This is a genomic window from Peribacillus sp. ACCC06369, from assembly GCF_030348945.1.
GTDB lineage: Bacteria > Bacillota > Bacilli > Bacillales > DSM-1321 > Peribacillus.
This window is the reverse complement of sequence record NZ_JAUCEN010000002.1, coordinates 4,237,434-4,258,969: the sequence shown is the minus strand read 5'-3', so window position 1 is coordinate 4,258,969 and position 21,536 is coordinate 4,237,434. Positions and strand designations below refer to the sequence as shown.

The 21,536-nt window shown below is 37.3% G+C and carries 27 protein-coding genes, 1 pseudogene and 1 riboswitch; of the genes and pseudogenes, 21 read left to right on the top strand and 7 right to left on the bottom strand.

What is annotated here, in order from left to right:
- Positions 1-2 precede the first annotated feature (2 nt).
- The 3 genes from QUF78_RS21640 to QUF78_RS21630 all read right to left on the bottom strand — a co-directional run bounded on the left by QUF78_RS21640 (position 3) and on the right by QUF78_RS21630 (position 3,147).
- Entirely contained in the window at positions 3-884 is an 882-nt protein-coding gene (locus QUF78_RS21640; protein ID WP_289326275.1) for a 5'-methylthioadenosine/S-adenosylhomocysteine nucleosidase, read from the bottom strand.
- Positions 885-1,060: 176 nt separating this feature from the next.
- Positions 1,061-1,164, bottom strand: a riboswitch (purine riboswitch).
- A gap of 520 nt (positions 1,165-1,684) precedes the next feature.
- Positions 1,685-2,038, bottom strand: a complete 354-nt coding sequence (locus QUF78_RS21635; RefSeq protein WP_289326274.1) for a hypothetical protein — start codon at positions 2,036-2,038, stop codon at positions 1,685-1,687.
- Positions 2,039-2,220: 182 nt separating this feature from the next.
- Positions 2,221-3,147: an NAD(P)-dependent alcohol dehydrogenase gene (locus QUF78_RS21630; protein ID WP_289326273.1), complete on the bottom strand. Its 927-nt coding sequence runs from the start codon at positions 3,145-3,147 to the stop codon at positions 2,221-2,223.
- A gap of 148 nt (positions 3,148-3,295) precedes the next feature.
- Between QUF78_RS21630 and QUF78_RS21625 the strand changes: the two are divergent.
- Together QUF78_RS21625 and QUF78_RS21620 are read left to right on the top strand one after the other, a co-directional pair.
- A pseudogene (locus QUF78_RS21625) lies at positions 3,296-3,586 on the top strand (GntP family permease); the annotation flags it as partial.
- Positions 3,587-3,818: 232 nt separating this feature from the next.
- Positions 3,819-4,073, top strand: a complete 255-nt coding sequence (locus QUF78_RS21620; RefSeq protein ID WP_289326272.1) for a sigma-G-dependent sporulation-specific acid-soluble spore protein CsgA — start codon at positions 3,819-3,821, stop codon at positions 4,071-4,073.
- A 47-nt stretch (positions 4,074-4,120) separates the two neighbouring features.
- Here QUF78_RS21620 and QUF78_RS21615 read toward each other — a convergent pair whose 3' ends face one another.
- Both QUF78_RS21615 and QUF78_RS21610 read right to left on the bottom strand, forming a co-directional pair.
- Complete coding sequence (locus tag QUF78_RS21615) at positions 4,121-4,765, bottom strand: hypothetical protein (RefSeq protein ID WP_289315088.1); 645 nt, start codon at positions 4,763-4,765, stop codon at positions 4,121-4,123.
- A gap of 396 nt (positions 4,766-5,161) precedes the next feature.
- On the bottom strand, positions 5,162-6,028 hold the full coding sequence (locus tag QUF78_RS21610; protein ID WP_289326271.1) for a LysR family transcriptional regulator: 867 nt from the start codon (positions 6,026-6,028) through the stop codon (positions 5,162-5,164).
- 192 nt (positions 6,029-6,220) lie between these two features.
- Here QUF78_RS21610 and QUF78_RS21605 point away from each other — a divergent pair, with 192 nt between their 5' ends.
- From QUF78_RS21605 to QUF78_RS21575, 7 genes are all read left to right on the top strand, one after another.
- Entirely contained in the window at positions 6,221-6,502 is a 282-nt protein-coding gene (locus tag QUF78_RS21605; RefSeq protein ID WP_289326270.1) for a DUF2798 domain-containing protein, read from the top strand.
- Positions 6,503-6,694: 192 nt separating this feature from the next.
- A complete protein-coding gene (locus QUF78_RS21600) occupies positions 6,695-6,913 on the top strand; it encodes a DUF1659 domain-containing protein (protein ID WP_289326269.1) in 219 nt (72 codons plus the stop codon).
- A gap of 39 nt (positions 6,914-6,952) precedes the next feature.
- Complete coding sequence (locus QUF78_RS21595) at positions 6,953-7,171, top strand: DUF2922 domain-containing protein (RefSeq protein WP_289326268.1); 219 nt, start codon at positions 6,953-6,955, stop codon at positions 7,169-7,171.
- 50 nt (positions 7,172-7,221) lie between these two features.
- Positions 7,222-7,377 carry a YvrJ family protein gene (locus QUF78_RS21590; RefSeq protein WP_289315092.1) on the top strand — a complete coding sequence of 52 codons (156 nt, stop codon included), beginning with the start codon at positions 7,222-7,224 and terminating at the stop codon, positions 7,375-7,377.
- 155 nt (positions 7,378-7,532) lie between these two features.
- Positions 7,533-7,799, top strand: a complete 267-nt coding sequence (locus tag QUF78_RS21585) for a KGG domain-containing protein (RefSeq protein WP_289326267.1) — start codon at positions 7,533-7,535, stop codon at positions 7,797-7,799.
- 113 nt (positions 7,800-7,912) lie between these two features.
- Positions 7,913-8,377, top strand: coding sequence for a KGG domain-containing protein (locus QUF78_RS21580; protein ID WP_289326266.1), 465 nt, complete (start codon positions 7,913-7,915; stop codon positions 8,375-8,377).
- A 174-nt stretch (positions 8,378-8,551) separates the two neighbouring features.
- Positions 8,552-9,898: a DUF3238 domain-containing protein gene (locus QUF78_RS21575; RefSeq protein ID WP_289326265.1), complete on the top strand. Its 1,347-nt coding sequence runs from the start codon at positions 8,552-8,554 to the stop codon at positions 9,896-9,898.
- Between the two features lie 113 nt (positions 9,899-10,011).
- On the opposite strand, the gene QUF78_RS21570 is transcribed toward QUF78_RS21575, so the two are convergent.
- Complete coding sequence (locus QUF78_RS21570) at positions 10,012-10,404, bottom strand: thiol-disulfide oxidoreductase DCC family protein (protein ID WP_289326264.1); 393 nt, start codon at positions 10,402-10,404, stop codon at positions 10,012-10,014.
- Positions 10,405-10,797: 393 nt separating this feature from the next.
- Here QUF78_RS21570 and QUF78_RS21565 point away from each other — a divergent pair, with 393 nt between their 5' ends.
- The 3 genes from QUF78_RS21565 (at position 10,798) to QUF78_RS21555 (ending at position 13,905) form a co-directional block, all read left to right on the top strand.
- Entirely contained in the window at positions 10,798-11,769 is a 972-nt protein-coding gene (locus tag QUF78_RS21565; RefSeq protein ID WP_289326263.1) for an acyltransferase family protein, read from the top strand.
- Positions 11,770-12,216: 447 nt separating this feature from the next.
- Positions 12,217-13,326 (top strand): D-alanyl-D-alanine carboxypeptidase family protein, encoded by a 1,110-nt coding sequence (locus tag QUF78_RS21560; RefSeq protein WP_289326262.1) that lies wholly within the window; start codon positions 12,217-12,219, stop codon positions 13,324-13,326.
- A gap of 66 nt (positions 13,327-13,392) precedes the next feature.
- Complete coding sequence (locus QUF78_RS21555; protein WP_289327380.1) at positions 13,393-13,905, top strand: DUF3189 family protein; 513 nt, start codon at positions 13,393-13,395, stop codon at positions 13,903-13,905.
- Positions 13,906-14,150: 245 nt separating this feature from the next.
- On the opposite strand, the gene QUF78_RS21550 is transcribed toward QUF78_RS21555, so the two are convergent.
- On the bottom strand, positions 14,151-14,330 hold the full coding sequence (locus QUF78_RS21550; RefSeq protein ID WP_054399815.1) for a small acid-soluble spore protein H: 180 nt from the start codon (positions 14,328-14,330) through the stop codon (positions 14,151-14,153).
- A 240-nt stretch (positions 14,331-14,570) separates the two neighbouring features.
- On the opposite strand from QUF78_RS21550, the gene QUF78_RS21545 reads away from it, so the two are divergent.
- The 9 genes from QUF78_RS21545 (at position 14,571) to QUF78_RS21505 (ending at position 21,528) form a co-directional block, all read left to right on the top strand.
- Positions 14,571-15,032 carry a GNAT family N-acetyltransferase gene (locus QUF78_RS21545; protein ID WP_289326261.1) on the top strand — a complete coding sequence of 154 codons (462 nt, stop codon included), beginning with the start codon at positions 14,571-14,573 and terminating at the stop codon, positions 15,030-15,032.
- Between the two features lie 143 nt (positions 15,033-15,175).
- Positions 15,176-15,826, top strand: coding sequence for a hypothetical protein (locus QUF78_RS21540; RefSeq protein ID WP_289326260.1), 651 nt, complete (start codon positions 15,176-15,178; stop codon positions 15,824-15,826).
- 327 nt (positions 15,827-16,153) lie between these two features.
- Complete coding sequence (locus tag QUF78_RS21535) at positions 16,154-17,026, top strand: AraC family transcriptional regulator (protein ID WP_289326259.1); 873 nt, start codon at positions 16,154-16,156, stop codon at positions 17,024-17,026.
- Between the two features lie 191 nt (positions 17,027-17,217).
- On the top strand, positions 17,218-17,964 hold the full coding sequence (locus QUF78_RS21530) for a class I SAM-dependent methyltransferase (RefSeq protein WP_289326258.1): 747 nt from the start codon (positions 17,218-17,220) through the stop codon (positions 17,962-17,964).
- 58 nt (positions 17,965-18,022) lie between these two features.
- Entirely contained in the window at positions 18,023-18,559 is a 537-nt protein-coding gene (locus QUF78_RS21525; protein WP_289326257.1) for a DUF1572 domain-containing protein, read from the top strand.
- A 1,066-nt stretch (positions 18,560-19,625) separates the two neighbouring features.
- Positions 19,626-19,937, top strand: coding sequence for a DUF6980 family protein (locus tag QUF78_RS21520; protein WP_483313861.1), 312 nt, complete (start codon positions 19,626-19,628; stop codon positions 19,935-19,937).
- Positions 19,938-20,128: 191 nt separating this feature from the next.
- Complete coding sequence (locus QUF78_RS21515; protein ID WP_289326255.1) at positions 20,129-20,308, top strand: DUF4083 domain-containing protein; 180 nt, start codon at positions 20,129-20,131, stop codon at positions 20,306-20,308.
- Positions 20,309-20,437: 129 nt separating this feature from the next.
- Positions 20,438-20,812 (top strand): hypothetical protein, encoded by a 375-nt coding sequence (locus QUF78_RS21510; RefSeq protein ID WP_289326254.1) that lies wholly within the window; start codon positions 20,438-20,440, stop codon positions 20,810-20,812.
- 197 nt (positions 20,813-21,009) lie between these two features.
- The gene (locus QUF78_RS21505; RefSeq protein ID WP_289326253.1) at positions 21,010-21,528 is read left to right on the top strand and encodes a histidine phosphatase family protein; all 519 of its coding nucleotides are present in this window, start codon (positions 21,010-21,012) and stop codon (positions 21,526-21,528) included.
- Positions 21,529-21,536: the final 8 nt, after the last annotated feature.

Genomic DNA, 21,536 nt, shown 5'->3' with positions numbered 1-21,536 from the left:
TCTTATTTGCTTGGCATCGCAGAGATATATTTTTTGACTACTTCATACACATATTCTTGATTGGCTGCTGCTGTATTAGGGTTATATTTACCGCCATTCACTTTATTATTGGATAGCACTCGTATACCTAAGAAGGGAACATCGTAAGCTTTGGCGATTTGTGCTGCCGAAGCTCCTTCCATTTCTTCAACAGATGTACCATATTTCGTATGGAACCACTTTATCCGATCCACTTCATTATTCCAAACGTCTGCAGAACCGATAGTACCATCGACAACCTTACCTTTTGTGTAGGTATCTTTAACTGCATGAGCAGCTGCGAGTAAATCCTTATCTCCCTCGTAAAAGCGTGGTTTTTCAGCGTTAGGATCTTCTCCTGCACTTCCTTCAGAAGCCATTAGGTCCATTGGTTTCCAAATGGTTGGATCAATTCCTTGGTTTTCAGTTTTATCTGCCGTTTTTAATGAACCTAGGTTTACCGTTCTTTTTCCTAAAACAACATCAAAAACGTTTAAACTTGGGTCATGTCCGCCTGATGTTCCTTGATTGATGATGGCAATGGGGTTATATCTTTCAATGGCCAATGCTGTAGCGGCAGCTGTGTTTTCCATCCCTTTACCTGTTTTTGCAACGATTACAGGATAATTGTCTAAAGTTCCAATGTAAAATACAAAATCTCCTGATTTTTCTTCTTTGACATTTTTTAACCTTTTCGCGAAATTTTCAGCTTCGATCGGCATTGGACCTTGAATCATGATAGGCCTTTGAGTCTTTTTTTCGGCCGTTTCATTTTTGGAAGCCGAACTGCATGCTGCAATCACCGACACGAAAAGTAATGTAAGGATTCCTAATAGAGTGTACTTTTTGAACATGTTTTTTCTCATATAATTTCTCCTTAAAACATATTTATTCGATTGTTTGATACACTCGCCGTTGCGGTCAAAGAAAAAGGTCCAGAACGGCAGAATGATTACTGCCTTCTAGACCTACGATAGTCAAAGTAAAGATGATTAAGCAAAATGATTATAATGCTAAATCATTAGCTGCTCAAGAAAGCGGGCAGCCGAATACTTTAACTCGTAGTCTAGTTCTTTCACTGGGAACCAGGTAGAAACGCTCAGACCATATTTCCGAGCATATACGAGTAAATTACGATTATTACTTTGCTAATATAACAAACAAATGATAGAAAATCAATAAAAAAGTGAACGTTTAAATATAAAATTGTTTTAATGTTCGTATTTAAGGGGAGGTTCGATAAAAAATCCAATTTCTTACAAGGTAAATGGGGTTTTAGTGGGGGCTTGGACACAATCATTATGTGGATGCTTTTCGAATAGTATAATTTAAAGGCCAAGTCAGAGATAGAAGATTCGGAAGTGTCTCATCACGAACCATAATTTTTAAAACAAGACTATGGTTTTCTTAATGTTTTTTTGAGGGGTTGTAAATCTGATCGTTGATTGGAACGTAGGGCACTCGCTTTCCGCGGGCGGTACGGAAGCCTCCTGGCCGCTCGGCTGCAGGGTCTCCCTTGGACACGCTTTTCCCGCAGGAGTCTCGTACCTTCCGTTCCAATTAACTGGAATGTTTTTAAATAGAAAAATGAGGAATTTTCGTTCATTAATGAATAGGGCGAAAAATGATTACAGGATAGAAGAATAGGTGCAAAGGGTGCACCTATTTAGTTAATCGCCCATAAAAAGATGGCTAAAGCGATCATTGAAGAGATGATACCAAGCATTGCTTTCCACTTTGATGAAGCGTTCAACCATATAAAGACACTGCTCACTATCATTCCAATAGAAAAAAGCACGCCGCTAATCACTTTCATCCATGTCATTTCAAAAATTGGTTCGACCAACAAGAATACGAAACTGAGTGCGACTATACCATATGTAGCGATAAAACGCTTACTCGTAACATCAGTCTTCAGGTCATTTCGTTCATCTTCTGACATCTTTTTATAACCCCGCCACATCATGAAGGCCGGAATCCCTAACATTAAAACTAATCGTACGATTGCATCTATATTCATTGAGTCCTCCAGAAATTGATACATATCTTCCATATACGTTTGTATCTGGTTAAAGTTTCAATATAAAAAAGGACACCTTTCATAATGACATCCGAATCACGTTACGACATACCCCTTTAGATCCATTGTCTAAGGGGTATTTTCATGTCCAAAAAGGTAGTTAAAACATGTGCAATGTTTTGTCAGGATTTATCATGATCAACCAAAGTAATAACTACATTTCCCTTTTTATGGCCTTGTTCCACATATCTATGAGCCTCGGGAATCTGTTCCAGCGGGTAACGTTTATCAATGACTGATTTTAACTTTTCTGTTTCGATAAGCTCCTTGAGGAATAGTAAATCTTCCGTAAGTATCTTTGCTATCCCTTGTCCTTCAACAGACACGAATCTCCCGTTCGGGCTTAGTGCTTTCTTGCAAGTGGCTTTCGAGCTTTTCCCGACTGCATCAAAGATGATATCATATCGTTCTTGTCTTTCCGTGAAGTCCTCTTCCGTATAATCAATTACCGTATCGGCTCCCAGCGATTTTACCAATTCAAAATTAGCGGCACTGCATACTCCGGTAACTTCTGTGCCAAAGTATTTGGCAAGTTGTACAGCGGAAGTGCCAACCGAACCGGATGCACCGTAGATGAGGACTTTTTGTCCGTCCTGGATATTGGCTTTTCTGAAAAAATGCAGGGCTGTCGTTCCCCCAAAAGAAACGGCGGAGGCTTCTTCATAGGTCATATTAGTAGGCTTCAGTGCCATGGGCCCGTCTTCAGGTAAGCATGTGTATTCGGCATGTGCCCCAAAATTCATGCCAGTCATGGAAAAAATCTGATCACCTTGTTTGAATTTTTTCACATTCTTCCCTATTTCCTCTATCTCCCCGGCCAACTCCACTCCGAGTATCGGTTTTCGCGGTTTTCTAAGACCCAGGAAGATCCGCATCGGCAGCCATAACAAGAAAGGGCTCTTGAAGCTCCGGACCCTTATGTCCCCTGAAGCCACTGTTGCCGCATGGACCTTTACCAGAACTTCATTGTCCTTGGGAGTTGGTTTAGCTACCTCTTGGAGTTCCAGTACATCGGGTGAACCGTATTTCGTGCATATCATTGCTTTCATCGCGAGTCTCCTTAGTTTTTGGATTCAATCTTTTAATACTATGAAATAAGCTGAAAGATAAAACTACATTGATACGAAACTAAAGAAACTTTTGAATGAATGCTTAAAAGCAGTGAGATTTCACATCCGAAATCCACTGCTTCAGTTTGTAGAAGGGTCGGCATCCGGGGGAATGGGTATTGCATTAAGCGCAATGGCCGATAAATACAATCAGGCGATCGCCGCGGCAAATATCTCACCCGAAGTGATGCACCGTGTCGTTGCCATGGCATCAGGAGGCATGGACACACTTCCGCATAACGGAGCCGTCATCACCCTGCTTGCCGTCACAGGATTAACGCATAGACAATCATATGGCAGCATATTCATGATTACCATCATTAAATCATTGGCTGTCTTTGTGATCATTGCTCTCTATTCTTGGTTTGGTATTGTATAAATAACGAATTCACGAGTAAATCCTTGAAATTCACGAGTAAAACTCCAAAACTCACGAGTAAAAGCCAAGAATTCACGAGTAACTCCCCAAAACTTATGAGTAAAACCCTAAAAAGAAGGGATATCCAATTTGGATATCCCTTTTTTGGGGTCAACAGAGGAATTTATCAGCAAATAATGGGGGAAGTTATAAATGAAGCATCTAAAAATTAACATTCGAGAGGGATGGTAAGATGGATCGTACGATTGGTTTCTTACGCGAGATATTGTCTAACTATACGGACCAATATCCTGAAGCGCAGGAAATTTATAATAAAATCAAAAGTGGACATTTTCATTCTGAAGAAGAACTCGTCAATAAGCTTACTGGAAAAGAATCCAGTCTCCTTAACCATATTCTTCCCCAGGAAATTAAGCATGCAAAGGAAGTCAGTGATACGGAACGGGTCACTCAATTGTCGGAGGTATATGAACTGCTTCTTATTTAATAAAACCTTGTCCATGATGATCATGGACAAGGTTTTGTTGGTTTTTTTTACTCCATTTCACTAAGTGAATCCATATGACTGGCTATCATGGCGATGATCGTGCTAGCTTCTTCCCTGCTGAAAATGAAATTTGTTTCATCCTTTATCAAGTCATCATCCGCTGTCCGAATTCGGTTGATCCGTTTCAACACGCCATCACCCGTTTCCTGCACGATGCCGAATTGATAGGTGACCTCCACTTCATTATCCTGGATATAGGCGGTCACTTCAGGCGTCTCCCAATCTACATCGATTTCGTATACATCGGATTCTTCGCCGCCGTCTGTATCATAAGATTCATCATACTCATCATCCAATTCAAATTCATAATCGTTGTCGTCCTCTTCCAAATAATTATGGAAGCTTTCATGGACAGCATCGACGATATCTTCAATATCTGAAAGGATTACCTTGCTAATCTGCCCTAAATCCGGATCGAAGGATTCCATATAAAATTCCTCATTATACGGATCGAAAAACAGCGTGGAAAAATAATCTCTCTCATCGTCATCCAGCTCTGTATAAAATTCGATGCGTGGATGCTTAGACCCACGTTCCACGATCATGCTGCCATTGCGGTCGTATTTCTCACAAATTGATTTAAGATGATCCTGCAATTCCCCGCTTACTCTGTCAAACCATTCTAATGACATCCAACATCCACTTCCTTTCATCATTATTATTTCCCAGAAAAGGCGAACATGACATTCCATTTAAAGCCAAATGGAATTTAACTTCACATCAAAAATGTCAGTTATAAAAAAAAAATTTAAAGGAAAAATAAAATGAAAAGCAAAAACGGTATTTTAATCAGAAAAAATTCTTGGATTTAAGCAATCGGGACGGGATAAGGCTAAATGTCTGGTTGTACTATTCCAACAATTGCACTGCTTTTTGCAAACTGCAGTGCCTTACTAAATAAAACCAAACCATCTAATGGAAGAGTGTTTATCGAAGCGAATTAAGGCTTTATTTATTGGATTTTTTAATCCAGCCGTTATTGTAGAATACGAAGGTTCCATTTATAGATAACGCAGTTTTGAGCATTTTTATCTAGCTTCCCTATACCTTTCAATAATAAAGTCAATAAAATACCTACTTGCTATTGGCAATACCCTTTTATCCTTGTATGCCAAAGTAATTGTTCGAATAATAGAAGGAGTGATAGTTTTCGTCACAATATTATAGGGACATCTATTTAAGAGAAGTTTCGGTAAAATCGAAATGCCAAGCTCTTGTTCAATCATGGACATGATCGCATAGGGATCATATACTCGATACTGTGTATCAGGTTCAAAATTGTACTGTTTAAAAACTATTAAAGGTTCATTTATAACTCCCTCATCCAGCAGGATATAAGGATCTTTTAGCAATTCTTTTAATGAGACTTTTGTGGATGATGCTAAAGGATGATTTTCTGACAATGCAGCCAGCATTTCATCTTCTTGCAAGGGTATCGTAGTTAGATCCGAAACATTTGAATTCACAAAGCCAAAGTCTACGCTGCCTTCTTTAATCCAGTTTGAGATTTCCGTATAATTTCCTTGATGTAATTCGAAATGAACAGTTGGGTAAAGTTCCTTAAAATCTTTGATCAATCCCGGTATCCAATGGCATGTAACACTGGAAAAGGTGCCAATTCGAATAAGGCCACTTTGCAGTCCTTCCATCTCTTTATGCTTTTCAGTCAGTTCCCTATGTGAATTACAAATCTTCCTGATATAGGGCAAAAATTCCTCGCCATCCGGTGTCAGTGTAATCCCCTTTCGAGAACGTAAAATAAGAGTGGTAGAAAGCTCTTCCTCCAATGAATGCACCATTTGGCTAATGGCGGACTGAGTATAGCCAAGTTCTTCAGCAGCTTTTGTAAAACTGCCTGTTTCTATGGTTTTGATAAAAGCATAATACGAATTCAACCTCACAAACCCCTTTACATTAGTAATTCTAATAGATCTATTATAAAAATTGGTTTTACTAATGTAAATGGAAGAAATAAAATATAGTTGTGAACAGGACTACGTAAAACGGTTGGGAAGTAATGTTTCACTTGTTAAATTAATTGAAAGTATCATGGAACCTATTAGATCAGGAGTTGAAGTAGAAAAATAATGAATATTAACGTTAAATACAGAAATATTATTTATGCATTTTTAATGGCTTTTTGTATGTCCTTTTTTATTTCATTTATATTAGTCTCAATAAATAGTGGGTATGATCAACTATTCTTATCTACATGGTTAAAAACTTGGTCCCAGGCTTTTATCTGTGCTTTCTTTGGAGCTTACTTTTTTCCGAGAGTAATACAACAAATAATGAGAAGAATTAATTTTGTGGAAAAACCGCTAATAATTGAGGAAGATTTTTTAGTGAGAGAAGAAGATAATAGATAATGGCCAGTAGAGAATTTGTGGATATTGTTTTAAAGGCATTCCTGAAAAACAGTAAAAAATATGGTTTTTAGAAGACTGATAAAGAGAGCTGCCCAAATGGGCGGCTTTTTATTCGTTCCCTGAAGAAATTTCAAGGCCATGCTACTTTCATCCCGTAAAAGTTTATATAGAGTGTGAAAGGGGGTGAGTGGCATGGCAAACCAGATTCCAGTATCAAGTACGTTGCGGATCGATTTTGAGACGGGGTTAAATGAAAAAGGGGCTCTCGTTTTCAGGCGGAGGTCATTTTCGAACATCAAGGTCGATGCGACGGCAGATCAGTTATTTTCGACAGCTGTTGCAATCGCGAGTGTGCAGAATTATCCAATGGGGGAAGTGACTCGAGTGGATACGTATTCATTGTTTGGCTAATTGGCTTTTGGAAAGTTGGAAGAGGGGAGGTGACATGAAATGGCTAAAGTACTGGAAATGATTTTCGTTACGAAGGAAGGGCAGTCAGCGACGATTTCTGTTGATAATCCGAAGGAGCCGGTCAGTGTAAATACGGTTAAACTGGCTATGGAAAAAGTGATAGCGGGGAATGTGTTCGTTACATCTTCCGGGGATTTCGTAGATTTGAAAGCGGCGCGCGTTGTCGAGCGGAATGTCGAGGAAGTGGAACTTATCTAACGGGGGAAGGTCATCTTTGTAGGACGCCCTGGAAGTGAGGTGAATTAAAAGTGGATCAAATCCTGCCATTTGTCAGTGATATTGGGTTCCCGATCATTGTTACCCTTTATTTGCTTCATAGGATTGAAACGAAATTGGATACTTTGAATGAGACGCTTGTGGAGCTGCCAAATCGCTTGCGAGAAGGGATTTCCAAGTCAGGTTAACGAAAAGCGGGGAGCATCATGAGTGATAACATTCATGATGCTCTTCCTTTTAAATGGCAAAGTTTTAATAGATTCTAGTTTTATACCGAAACTATCGGGTATACATAAAACTGTAGCTAGTTCATGAAAAATCCAAATAATAAGGAGGAGTTTTAATGACTAACAACAATGAAAAAATGAGTAGGGAAGAAGCTGGCCGCAAAGGCGGGGAAGCGACAGCCAAAAATCATGATAAGGAATTTTTCCAGGAAATCGGCCAAAAAGGCGGAGAAGCGACATCCGAAAGTCATGGTAAGGAATTCTATCAGGAAATTGGACAAAAAGGCGGAGAGGCACGGGCCAATCAACGTGATGGGTCCGATGATGGAAAAATGAGCAGGGAAGAAGCAGGGCGCAAGGGCGGGGAAAAGAGTCGCCGTTAAATAGAAGAAGCGACCTGAAGTATTTGTAGATTCTAGTTTTATAGTCGTTCAAGCGGGTATATGACACATGTAGCTAGTTCATGGAAAATCCAAATAATAAGGAGGAATTTTTAATGACTAACAACAATGATAAAATGAATCGTGAAGAAGCAGGCCGTAAAGGTGGAGAAACAACAGCAAAAAATCATGATAAGGAATTCTATCAAGAGATTGGCCAAAAAGGCGGAGAAGCGACATCCGAAAATCATGGTAAGGAATTCTATCAAGAGATTGGCCAAAAAGGCGGAGAAGCGACATCCGAAAATCATGGTAAGGAATTCTATCAAGAGATTGGCCAAAAAGGCGGAGAAGCGACATCCGACAATCATGATAAGGAATTTTATCAGGAGATTGGCCAAAAAGGCGGAGAAGCGACATCCGAAAGTCATGGTAAGGAATTCTATCAGGAAATCGGCGAAAAAGGCGGAGAGGCACGGGCCAATCAACGAGATGGCGACGGCAGCTCTGACGGTTCCGGTAATGGGAAAATGAGCCGGAAAGAAGCAGGACGCAAAGGCGGGGAAAAAAGCCGCCGTTAAAATAGAAGGAAAAATCAGTAAAACACATAAATGATCGAGGGAAGTAACCATTCCCTCGGTTTTTTTATGTTGATTCAACATCGTGTCCCGGGGAAATGCCTATCACAGCACATTGCAAAGTGTGCTTGGAGTTTAAAGTGGGTAAAGAAATAACACCTAGAAAAGGAAGAGGTGATGAAGAAGTTGATCGCTCATTATTCATTTCCCCGTTTAAAAGTGGGTGGAGTTACATTCACTGCACGGCATTCATTGCTTGCTCTTGGTCTTGCGGGAATCGCTTATCTCCTTTCCAATAAGCGGAAGCATCAAGTGGTATTCAAAACGGCTTCATTGATGTGTAAGATCGAAAGGAAAAAAGATGCCATTAAGCTTAGGTGGCCTGATGAAGGGGGCTTCTATCGGGTATATAGGGGGCAAGAGCTCATTTACAGCGGCTCGGAGCCAAGTATTGCAGATCGGGGTTTGACTCCAGGGACCATCTATACGTACACGATAGATAGCTTGAATGAAAAAGAACAGGCAGTGAACAGGATGAAGATACAGACATCAACGACCGCCGAGAATAAAAAAGAGGATAATATCCTTTTGGATATGGTGTTCACCACGATTGTCGCAAAAGGCCAAACCAGCCTGGAATGGGAGCCCATCAAAGGGATAAAGGAGTATAGGGTTTACCGGAACAGCGTGGAGGTTGGGAAAGTGGATGGATGTTCCTTCAGTGATCGGAGCATTAGTGAAGATCAAGCATACACCTACACCATCAAAGCGAAGCGGCCCCTGCCACTTTCAGAGCAAGAGTCCTTTGCGTTGAAATCCCTTTTGGCGAGTATTGTCGGAGCATTTAAAAAAGGTTCTTCCCAAGCACAGGCAGCGATCGAGGAAATAACGAATACCAAAAAGATAGGACCTGTGAAACAGCTTTTACAGTCAGTTGAAAACGATGTGGATGGTAAAAAGAAAAGAAATTGGCAGCTGCGCTATTCCACCTTTTTACCGGAAGAATGGCTGAAAAACCCCAATCTTGCCTCAAAGGTTCCATATTTTAAAGGTGACAACCGCGGGTTTGATCCTGAATCATCCCGTTACCGGACTAGGGTCGATGTGTATATTCACGAAAAGGAGAAGAAAGCCGAAATTGAATTTTCCAAAGCCGTCGGGAAGAGTGAGGCCTACAACCATGATGGGGATTTCCTCGAAGAAGGAGTGGCATCCGATGAAGACATTGTAGTGAAGCACGTGTTATCCAATCATGAGAAAACGACAATACAACTGACACACTCTGTAGGCAACCCAATCATCATTTCTCCTGCCGTGGATTATAAAGTGATCGGGACCTTTTACCGAAATGGCGAAATCAATATAGCCGGCTATCATGATCAGGCACCGCATCACGAAGTCTACCTAAAGGAGGCAGATGCCCCAAACTGGCAACCCCTGCACCAAGCGGAAAACAAAGGGCTCGAAATGATGGCGCATCCTACGGCGAATCATTTATGGAGATACTCCACATTTACACAATGAAAGGACGAAAAGCCATGATCGCTGATCGTCCTTTTTTTTGACCATTTCTAATACAACAAACAAAAAGGACCTCGAATACTTTGAAGTCCTTTTTGCTTCTCGATTAGGTCTTATTATAAAAACCGCTTTCGAACACTTGGCGATGGAAGCATACAGCTTTCTTCTTTCTTACCGAACCATTTGTAACGGTTTCTGGCAATGAAGTCATAAACGAAGTTCCGGATGAAGCTTGGAACGATGATGAAACCGTAAAGCAATTTCCATGCCCCTTTTAAGCGGCGGCAAATCCTCAAGGCTGCAGACGATTTATAGTAGGCCTGATCCTTTTCGATCAGCACCATGCTATCTATATCTGCAGGAACATCGTACTTCTTCAGCAACTCTTGACCAGCCTCACTTTGAAGCGAAGCGTAATGAAAAAGCCCCTGTGGATCCCGCTTGATAATGAACTGGACACTCGAATCGCAAAAGTTGCATTCACCATCAAATAAAATGACCGGATTCATGAACATTCCTCCTATAGAGAGACGTTTATCATACTCATGCTTATATAATACACTACCCGTTTTGGTAAGGCGAAAACGGCTGGAACTGTTTGGAGTTTTGAAATGTTGGAAGGTGATTTTGATTGTTCCGGCAAGTCACTAAACGGGTGCGTTAGCGCCATAAGAAGGCCGCAATTGGCGGTGGAATTTGGTTTCAGTCTCTGTCTGTTATCAAACTGTTATTTTCCATTAACCATACTGTAAACAAGCTATGTTATGGTAGATACTCCAATGAAGTTCCTTTAGTAAAAAGCCGGCAATCCTTTATTAGAGGAGAGCCGGTTTTTTCATTCAAACCATAATTGAGGATTAGGAGATATAACTAGCAGTTTCTTTATAGGAGGTAAGATTTTTTTGAAACGTGATCCTTATTTTGATAATGCGAAAGCTGTTTTAATCGTACTAGTGGTTTTGGGACACACATTAGCTCGAATGGTAGAAGAAAACGAATGGATTTTAACTATTTATTTGTTTGTTTTTTCGTTCCATATGCCAGCTTTTATTTTAGTATCCGGCTATTTTTCAAGAAAGATAAAAAGTAAAAAGGACCTCTGGGTGCTAATAAAGAAAATATTAATTCCCTATGTAATATTCCAGGTGATTTATACCTTCTATTATCAGAAGTTATTTGATGAACCAATTGAATTCTCCATTTTGACTCCAAGGTGGGCCTTATGGTTCTTAATAAGCTTATTCTGTTGGAATATATTATTGTTTATATTTTCCTCCAGGAAATATGGAATCGTTTTTTCGATAATTGTATCTCTAATAATTGGTTACATTGGTGAAGTAAATGAATGGTTAAGTTTGTCGAGAACGTTCTTTTTCTTTCCTTTCTTTTTAATTGGACATTTTTTAGAAAAAGATCATTTTGAATGGGTTAAAAAGAAAAGTAATGCCCTAATCGGCTGGGTTGTACTAGGGTTAATCTTTACCGGTATTTACTTCTATGGTGAAATTACTTGGAGGGAATGGTTTTATGGCCGTTTAGGTTATAAGGAATTAATGGAAGGTTCCATTGCCCTCGGTTTTATATATAAGTTGATCGTTTATTTAATCATGGGAGCAGCAACTTATTGCTTTTTTTGTATTGTTCCTAAAAAGCATACATTTTTTACTGAAATAGGATCCATTACATTAGTTATTTATCTTTTTCATATGTTTATTTTGGAATATGTTTATAACTCATTTATATATGATTGGATCAAAGAAAGTGGCCAATATTATGTTTTATTAGTCATACCTGTAACCATTATATTTATATTATCAAGAAAACCAATTGTAAAAGTGGAATGTGTGTTAATAGGTATGAAAATGAAAACATAACAGATAATTGAAGATAGGTTTAAATAAAGCTTGTAAAAAATTCAGGTCCGAAATACATGGACATGAATATTTCATAAAGAAATGATCAAGCATCTAAAAAGTAACTAGCCCTTCAGTTTGAAGGGTTTTTTCATGAAAAGATATTGTCATGCAGGAGGATCCATCGCCATCAAGATAAAAAAACACACAGATCCCCTAATTGGGTGATTTACAAAAAAACTATTTAAAAGGGAAATCTTTTTTATTTAGTTGGAGACTCCCACTAAAAGGGCAATCCCCCTTATAAAGTTATATCAGGAAAGAATATGAAAGATATTACCCGAAATGTTTCCAAAATTATTAAAGGGTAATTACTGTTTTATTTCAATTTCAATAATCCATCTCTAAACATTCAGATTTATTTTATTATGACTATATAGGATTTAACTATCATTAAAGGAGCGGCATATGAAAAAGTTTTTCTTCATCTTCATTTTGGCTTTAATCCCTTTCGCCTCTACGACTGTAAGTGCAGAATCTGACTTACCTCTCAATAGTGAAGCCGGGATCATTATTGACGCGAAAAGTGGAAACGTATTATACGAAAAAAACATGGATAAAAGTATGTATCCAGCCAGTCTAACGAAAGTTGCCACTGCTATATATGCTATAGAACACGGGGATAAGAATGAACTGGTGACTGTTAGCAAAAAAGCAGCGGAGGCAGACGGGTCTTCGGTATTTATTGAACCTGGGGAGGAAATAGAGCTTTCCAAATTAATTGCAGGGATGCTAATCAACTCCGGAAATGATGCAGCTATCGCTATTGCCGAGCATATGTCTGGTAGTGAAAAACTGTTCATGGAAGATCTGAATGAGTTTTTAAGAAAAGAAGTAAACGTCACCGATACTCATTTTACGAACCCCCATGGATTGTTTGACAAAAACCACGTAACTACAGCAAGTGACCTTGCGAAAATTACCCAATATGCAATGAAAAATGAAATTTTCCGTGAATATCTTGGGAAGAAGGAGTTACCATGGGAAGTGGAAACATGGGACACAACTCTAGTTACCCATCATAAAATGTTAAAAGGCGAACTACCCTATAAGGGAATAACCGGCGGGAAAACCGGTTTCGTCAGTAAATCCGGCTACACCTTGATTTCTACTGCTACTAGAGGAGAACAGGACTTGATTGCCGTCACTCTAAATGCTCCTTCGGACAAGGTTGCCTATTCTGATACTGAGCTTTTATTCAGCTATGCCTTTGAAAACTTTATATCAGCCAAAATTGATAAAAAAAGCATACTGTATTCAGCGGACTACTCTAATTCCTACACGCTGAACGAAGACTTATACTATACTCATTTAATTAATGATATACCCAGTCTAAAAACGAGCAATGATGGAATTCTCTCAATCATGAACCAAGAAGGGGAAGCAATAGAATCCTTTGACCTTAAAACGGTCGCTGATGTCAGGAACACAGTTTTGCCTGCCTCGATTAAAAAAGAAACAATCAATGAGAAGCTAATAAATTTTTCTTTCCCATCTCTAGGATGGGGAGGCATATAACCAGCCGAATTGGAAATGGAGTATCTGACCATAATAGTATTAAATAAAACTATTAGGGATGATTTCATGATGTATATCTATAATGATTATGGGGGTACACATACCACGTCTTTGGCTGCCGCATATCATTTAAAACAATTACCTCAATCGGAAAGAAAACTAACTTCGGAAGAAATATTACATGTAAAATATTTCAATAAATTAACAAAAAAAGAATTTGGAAAGCTAATTTTTCGCGGGACCGATGAAGAGGGCAACTCAGTTTATACAATTGGACATAAAAGAGACAAACTTGTTGTTCCAGCATTAAAAGAATTGACTTTACTACTAGAAGAGAAATTTCACTTTAACGAAAAAATAGTATTCTCCAATACATCACCAACTGTACCTATTGCCATGTCCATAGGGGGATATTTATCAAGAGCATTAAAAATTGATTTTATAGGTGTACCATTATTAATTATAGGCACCAAACAATGCTGTGATAATATTTTTCGGTTGGTTGAAAATACGAAACAAATTGGGAAAGCAGCGACTGGGGAAAAAGTGATTATATTGGAAAATGAAATATATAAGTAAGAAAGTTTTATCCCTGTTAGTAAAAGATTGCTTTGCCCCTAGGAATTCGAATGTCGATATATATAAAGTCAACAATTGATGTTGGCTTTTTTTGTTACGCTTTTAATGAAGATGTGCTATAGAGAGGTGGTGCTTGTTCATCTAACGGGCATTAGGGGATAGATTAATTAATATGATGATAATTGAATTGAACCGAATAATAAACCACCACCCGAAAGTGGAGGTTTATTATTGAATCGAGGAAATTACTGTTCTTGTAAGCTGGTTACAGAAACACTTTGTTTTTTATTGGGATCATCAAGGGGATGGATTGTAGCCGTTCCATTTTGTTCATCCACGTGCTCAATGTAGATACTTTCCTCATTATAGGTTACAGTAACCATATTTGGTGAAGAAGCAATTTCTTCCGCTCGTTGTGCGTTCATTTTAGCCACCTCCTTTGGACTTGCAACATGTATAATATTTGTTTCGAATTACTTAGATATACTTGTTGTAATTAAAATGCTTGCAAGAATCCCTTACACCCTTACTTAACTAACTGGTGCGTTAGCTGAAGATCGAGTCAGTTTTTAATTATTTCCAATAACGCGGCATGTTAGTTCAAAAGACTAAAATCAGTGGTTTGATATAATTACAGTACATTAAAAAGTTTAGGGGGATGTAAAATGACTATATGGGTAAATAAGGGATTTTCGATTTCTACTAATAAAAAGTATTTAGATGTAGATTTAATACATGATTTTTTGAATCAAGAAGCTTACTGGTCAAAGGGGATACTCAAGGAAACAGTAATAAAGTCAATTGAAAATACGACCTTATGCTTTGGGGTTTATAAAGGTGAAATAGGTAATGAAGGAAGTGAACAAGTTGGATTTGCAAGGGTAATAACCGATTTAGCAACCCATGCGTACCTTTGCGATGTGTTTATATTACCTGACTATCGTAAATTGGGATTATCAAAATGGTTAATGGATGTTATCACCAACCATTCCGAACTAGAAGGGGTTCGCAGGTTTATGTTAGCTACTAAAGATGCACATTCATTATATAAAAAATACGGTTTTAATCAGATTGATAATTCAGAGCTATTTATGCAAAAAGTCCGTAAATCCCCATATCAACAATAAGGTTATTTTCATTAGCAGGTGCAAAAGTTCTCTAAGGGACAGTGACGAATTGCTCTTTTCTTATAGAGCAAAAGGGCTGAAGCAGCAATTCTTACTTATATGCAGGAAAACAGTATATATACGAAAAGATATGAGGAATTAAAATGGAAAAATTTAATTTGATCAAGCAAAATCATAGTGTAGTTCCAAATTATAAAGTAAATGATAAGGAAGTTTCTTTTGATATATACATTAGTCCAAAACAAGAGGTCTGCATTATTGGGATATTAGATAATAACTATATATGCTGGTGTTCTATAACTACGATTTCTGACTATGAAAATAATTCTGCTATTTTTCAATATGTATCGAATCTCCAAATAAAAACGATATCGAATAATCATAAAGCTTTAGGAGATCGGTATAAAGAAGTTAAAAGTTGGCATAGAATGCAGATTTGTAAGAGACCTTATCAAGATCAGTATCTATATTATTCGCCAGTAAGTTCTTCCTTCTTTACGGAAAGTGAATTTTTCGCAAGAGAAATCTATACGTTTTATAAACAAGAGAGAGCCAAATGTGAATACAGGTTAATTGACGATGCTTATATAACTATTTTAGAAAGATATAAAAGCATTTTAAATAAAGAAAACCAAGAATATAGTTATTATTACGAAATGAACCCACTAATTAGGATAATAAAAGATGAAAGTTATATAAAACTATGTCCTATATCAGAAATCAGACAATTATATTTAGAATGCCTTGAAAAATGTGATGGTTTATATAACGGATATATGACAGCGGTTCGTTAAAAAATATAATTTCGGGGTGAATAAAAGGGCCATTTTGATTAAAATCAATCAAAAAATGCGGTTGCCCAATTTAAAGAATTTTGAACGAAAAGCTTCTTCTTACTGAACATGAATAAAAATAATAAAATGACTTACAGTGTGATCGTTTTCTTTACTTTTGTAAAAGGTTGCTTTTTTATTGAAAGTCTATAAAGAGATTGTGAGGGGTTGTACTTAAACTAACTGAAGTTTAGCTGAAGTAGGATTAGACCCTGCATAATCGTGCACAGAATGTCGGATGATTAGTTTCAACTCCTGCTATTCTGTTGATATAAGGGAGGTCATTGAATGGATTTGCTCAAAAATATGAATGGCGCCATTAAATTCATTGAAGACAATCTTACGAATGAAATTGACTTTAAAGAAGTTGCAAGGCTAGCTTATTGTTCGGAATATCATTTTAAAAGGATGTTTTCCTTCCTGGCAGGTATTTCCCTATCCGAGTATATCCGCCGAAGACGACTTACGCTTGCGGCGTTTGAGCTTAAAGATAACAAGATAAAGGTCATTGATATAGCGATAAAGTACGGGTACAGCTCACCGGACTCTTTTACAAGGGCGTTTCAACATTTGCATGGTATCACACCATCAGAAGCGAGAAGTAATGGCCATTCACTTAAAGCCTTTCCACCGATGTCCTTCCAATTATCCATTAAAGGAGGCAGTGAAATGAACTACCGAATTGAAGAAAAAGAGGCATTTCGCATTATTGGAATTAAAAAAAGAGTTCCGATCATTTTTAACGGGGTTAATCCAGAGATTGCATCCATGTGGCAAAGTTTAGACGAGAAAATGATAAATGAACTTAAAGACCTTTCGAATGTCGAGCCAACCGGACTGCTTAGTGCATCTACGAACTTTTCCGAAGGCAGGCTGGAGGAAAAAGGGGAGCTTGATCATTATATCGGCGCAGCTACAACGAAGGAATGTTCAGATAACTTAACACAGCTTGAAGTTGATGCATCTACATGGGCGGTATTCGAAGCAGTCGGACCTTTTCCTGAAACACTGCAAAATGTATGGGGCCGTATTTATTCCGAATGGTTTCCATCCTCTAACTATGAACAAATCGAGGGGCCGGAAATCCTTTGGAACGAAAATAAAGATGTAACCTCACCAACATTTCGAAGTGAAATCTGGATTCCCGTTTTGAAAAAGTAAGCATAGGCATAAGATTTATCCGAAGAGCTGTTTCGACAGCTCTTATTTATTTTTAGCTGGGGATCGTAGCTGCCTTAGGCAGCTTTTTTATTATGGAACTATCGGTGGCAGGTCTAAGCAAAAGAGGTCTTTTTATTATGTTTCGAGAATTAATATTAATAGATTAATGCTAGAACAGGGGGAGGAAATGAATGAAACAAAATATTTATGATAATCAGATTTTCTTTAATGAATATGCGTCGTTACGTGAGAGTGGTGTTACCTATAATGATTTTGTTGAGCAGCCATCAATTAAATCTACCATTTCAAACCTTAAGGGGAAATCAATATTAGATTTAGGTTGTGGAACTGGTCATTTTTCAAGGTATTGTATAGAAAACGGTGCTTCGAAAGTTTTAGGTGTAGATATTTCAAGAAATATGATTGAACAGGCGAAAAAAGATAACAATCACGAGAAAATAGATTATATGTGCATACCAATAGAAGACCTGGATCTACCAAATCAAAAATTGGACTTAATCATAAGTTCTTTGGCTATTCATTACATAGAAGATTACCCAAACCTAATTAAGAAGATTAATGGATTATTAAAAAAGAACGGTGAATTTATCTTTTCAACTGAACATCCGATAGTTACAGCTCGAAAAGAGATGGATAATTGGATTCACGATAATGAAGGGGTTAAATTACATTGGGCATTGGATAATTACCAGGAAGAAGGAAAAAGGGAACAACATTGGTATATTGATGGTGTGATTATATATCATAGAACCATTTCAACTTTAATAAATACACTTATAGATAATGGGTTTGTAGTAGAAAAGATTATTGAACCACAATCAATCCCTACTGGATTAGAGCAAATGCCGAAATTAATTAATGAAAACCGGAGACCGTCTTTTATTATTATTAAATCAAGAAATGGGGATAGGAGCTAACTTGGCAGTTTAGTTGTGAAGGCTCTAAGAAATCAGATTAATTGTAGGGGGCGGAATAATGAATATAGGAAACGAATATTTAAAAATTGTAATTGAAAGATTTAAAAGTGTAAAAGATCTTGGAGATAAAACGATAAACCAATTATCTGAAGAGGAGATCTATTGGACTTATAATGACGTGTCAAATAGTATCGCAATAATAGTAAAGCATCTGAGTGGAAATATGGTTTCAAGGTGGACTGACTTTTTAACAACAGACGGAGAGAAGGAATATAGAAATCGTGACGAAGAATTTTCAGATGATATATCTTCAAAATCAGAGCTCACAATTGTTTGGGAAAAGGGTTGGCAAACCCTGATTGATACATTAACTGGTTTAAGTGAGCAAGATTTATTAAAAAAAATATATATTCGTGGAGAAGGTCATTTGGTATTAGAGGCTATTGAGAGGCAAATGGCACATTATTCTTATCATGTTGGGCAAATTGTTTATATTGGTAAACAAGTAAAAAACAATAAATGGGAAAGCCTCAGTATACCAAAGGGGAAATCTGAAGAATATTTAAAACAAATGCTTGATAAACACCGAGAGTAGATCGATCGTTATTGAGTTAACTGGTGCGTTGAAGATAGGAGCTGTCTTTAAGGCAGCTTTTTCATTATGAATAAGAAGTCGAATTTGCACGCATTATTCCTTCAAATACGATTACAATATCGCCCCAACCAAAATGTTAGTTGATTTCGCACAATTGATAAGGTTTTGGTCACATTTACAACGACCCGGGTATGATTTGTAAGTACCATAGCAATAATCGTGAGTACGGCAGCAGGTATCAAGAGAGTGAGCTAAATATAGATTTTGAAGAAAAAAAGAAAATTGTCAATGATGAAGATTGTTGGTTCAATCCTTTCAAATTTAAACAGATTATTAAATTAATGGGTGCGTTAGCTGAAGTTCGGAGCTGTCTTTACCGGCACCCTAGAGCAATTGGCTCGGCTCAGCGGTACAACCGTGTAAGGCCCGCGGATACAACCGACCTTTAATTATAATTACGGATCAAATCGTTTGGTAGGATCAGATCTTTTTTTTGTTTTTATAATAATAACATAAATAGAACAGATGTTCCAGTGGTTATGTGTAAATATATTACATTTTTTAAGCCGGCTCTGTTAAAGGGTATGTTGATTTTTTTGTAGAACTAACGGGGCAGGGGAGTTTAAGAAGAAAAGCTTGAACAGGATAGGCAGCCGTATTTGATTCTTGATTAGGAAATTTTTTTGTTTTTTTGACGATAAAATATGTTGTTGGTAAATGGAATTATGGAACTAAATGGGTATCTATAATTAGCTAAAAAAGGGGAATTTTATTTGATTGCACTAATTATCTCTGTATATATAACTATTACACTTGTATCGCTCTTTACTTTCGCTGGGCCTTATTCTCCATTGGTGGGACTTGCCATCGGATTCCCAATACATATGCTAATATTACTTACACAAATATATAAAGAAGTAAAAAAGATATCTAAAAAACTATACGAATAGTTTGTGCCAACTCTACAATATTCAACTAACAGGTGCTCTACTTCAACAAGGGATTAAAATAACATTAAACCCATGTACTTAGAAACCAATAAAGGTTTGAACTCAAGGAGATTTTTATGAATGATCACTGCTGCGAAACTATGAAAGATCAAGTTAATATTATGTGCAACGTTCACGCTGACCCATTTGATTGTCCAGACACTTTGATTACTTATAATGATAAATTTGATGAATATGGGTTAATAATCCAGGATGGTGGCAGCTCAAGTATAGAGATAACCTATTGTCCCTGGTGTGGCACGAAATTACCTGGTTCTAAAAGAGATTTATGGTTTGAAGTCCTTGAACAATTAGGATTTGATGACCCTGCCGAGCAATCTATTCCAGAGGAATTTAAAACAGATAAATGGTATAAGAATTGTAAATGAGCAGAAGTTTCACTAGCTTGTTGAAAGATACTTAGGGTGCTTTTAAGAACTATGGTGTGCTTTAGCTTTACTTCTATTTTTCTTATTCAACAATAGGCGTAGGTTGTTAGTTCAACAAGCTTAGTGTAGACGTTCTGCGCAGTTTATATATGTTATAATTAATTCAAAAAAAGAGAAAAGGTGGATTTTTTTTGAATTTTAATGCCGGTGATATAGTATTTCAACTTATTATGTTTATTTTGTTGTTTGGTATCATTTTTGCTGTTTACTTTTTCGTTCGTTCCCTTCTTACAAGGACAAACAAATCCAATAGCGTAAAACAAAAACTTGATAGAGTAATTGAGCTACTTGAAAAGGATAAAAGGGATTAATTTACTTTTTATCCTTTTTTTCTGAACAGTTTATTATTGCTGATCAGCAGCTCCTCTTATGCAACAAATGGGACAGTTTAGCTCAACAAGAAAATGTTAAAATAGGGAGTTGAAAGGTGGTGATGGTGAGTGAATGTATTCCCGGATGAAGACGATCTTCTTTCGTTGTTTGAGTGTGAACCTACATTATTTGATACCACTGAGAAAGGTTTACCATTTTATCACAATAAAGCAACATATCAATTTTCTAATGGAGAGGAAGACTTTATTGTTACACTATCTCCATCTTACGGTGAAGTGAAAATACAAGTAACTCTACCGACTTCAAATAAATTGTTATCACTTTTGGATTTAAAACGAGTTGAAAAGTTTGAGATTACAGCAGACAAAAGGGAACTTTCAAGTGTACTTTTAACGGTTCTGAATGAGGATTCCCAACAAACAATAGAAATTGATTTTAAGCCAAAATATAAACTGATTTTTAGAGAACATTATACACGGTAAAACTCAGTCTTGTTCGACTAACGGATGCTTTACTTCATTACCAGGAGCTGATCAGCAGCTCCTTTTCTTATGCAAGGAACAAGTTTCATGCAGGTATAAATTGTAACGAATACCTCTGTTTTTATTCTTTTAAAGGTTTTATTAAACATTGAATAGAATTACTAATTTGGATAAATAAACAAAATTGAGGTGTTATCTTGCAGATACTATTAATTCGACATGGTGAGTCAGAAGACGATTTTTTAGAAGAAAATTATGAAGGATCTACAGATTTACCGCTAACTATTAAGGGCGTGGAACAAGTGGAAAAAATGTGTCGTCGTGTTTCAGAAGAGTTTCCACCGGAATTCATATGGTCAAGTACCTTGATTCGTGCCAGTAAAACTGCCGAAACTTTATCCAATACTATCAAATGTCCAGTAACATTCTTGGATGAGTTACGAGAGATGCAAGATAGGGAGAGTGAATCTGATTTTAGATTACGAGCTCAAAATGTACTTTCCCATCTTAGAGAAAACAGTGCAAACTATAAAAGGATTGCGGTTGTGTCCCACGGGGGTATGATTACAAAAATAATTGAAAGTTTTCTTCAATTGCCACACGAAATTGATGATGTGTGGTTCAATTCCAATAATACTGGCATTCATCTTCTTGAGTATACCGAACATCCAGATAAACTTATTAGATTTTTAAACAGTACCACGCATTTGAATTAACGTTTGTG